At 68.8% G+C, this 827-nt stretch carries 1 protein-coding gene; it reads right to left on the bottom strand.

Going from position 1 to position 827, the window contains the following annotated elements; genetic code table 11:
- A partial coding sequence (locus tag AC1D00_RS43445; RefSeq protein ID WP_477014971.1) for a M48 family metallopeptidase occupies positions 1 to 746 on the bottom strand: 746 nt, incomplete at its 3' end.
- Positions 747 to 827 lie beyond the last annotated feature (81 nt).

The raw sequence follows: 827 nt of genomic DNA, 5'->3' as shown, positions 1-827 counted from the left end.
TTGTAGATCAGGCCGCGCATGTTGTCGTGATGCTTGAGATGGCCGAGCTCGTGGGCGAGGATGCCGGCAAGCTCGTCGGGGCTTTCGGCCTTGTCGAGCAGGCCCTGCAACAAGAACACCTTGCCGCCCGGCAGCGCGAACGCATTCGGCACCGAGGTCGGCAGCACGCCCGCGGTCATGGCATCGTCGTCAAGGCCGGCCGCATCGCGCAGGCGGTTGACCAGCTTTGTGAACGCGGCCTTGCCCGCGGGGTCTTCGCACGTGCGGCGGCCGAAGATGGTCTTAACCTGGACCTCGGACGCATCGCCAATGCGGCGCTCGATCGGTGTCGGCACCAGCGGCGCGAGACGATCGGCAGCGAGCGGCACGCCGAACAGCACGACACAGACGATCGAGACAGCGGCGGCCACCGACCAGCCGACGATCTTCGCGACACCGCGGCGCGTGGTCTGGTGCTCGTCGAGACGCATGCAGCGGACGGTCACGTCGGCCGCGAGCGCGGCATCGCGGATCTCCAGCCGTGCCAGCGGCGGCGCGGACGTCGCGGCCAGACGCAGGATACCGGCCGGACTGTCGGCGCGGCGAATGTCGGCATAGGCCCAGCGAACCGGCGTCCCGCCCGCCTCAAAGATCTCGAGCGCATCACCGAGCGTCAGCGTCACCTGCCGCCTGCGGCTCGACACGCCGTCGAAGAAGATCGTCGGCTTTGCGGACTGCGCCGGAGCCTCGGTGGACAACTCACTCACAGATCAGAATCCCGCGACATCGAGCCCGTCGGCAAAGCCTTCGCCGAGCGCGCTGGCGAGCTCGCCGCTGCCGCGCACATC

This window comes from Bradyrhizobium sp. P2_E8, from assembly GCF_056403875.1.
This window is presented reverse-complemented; position numbering and strand designations above follow the sequence as displayed.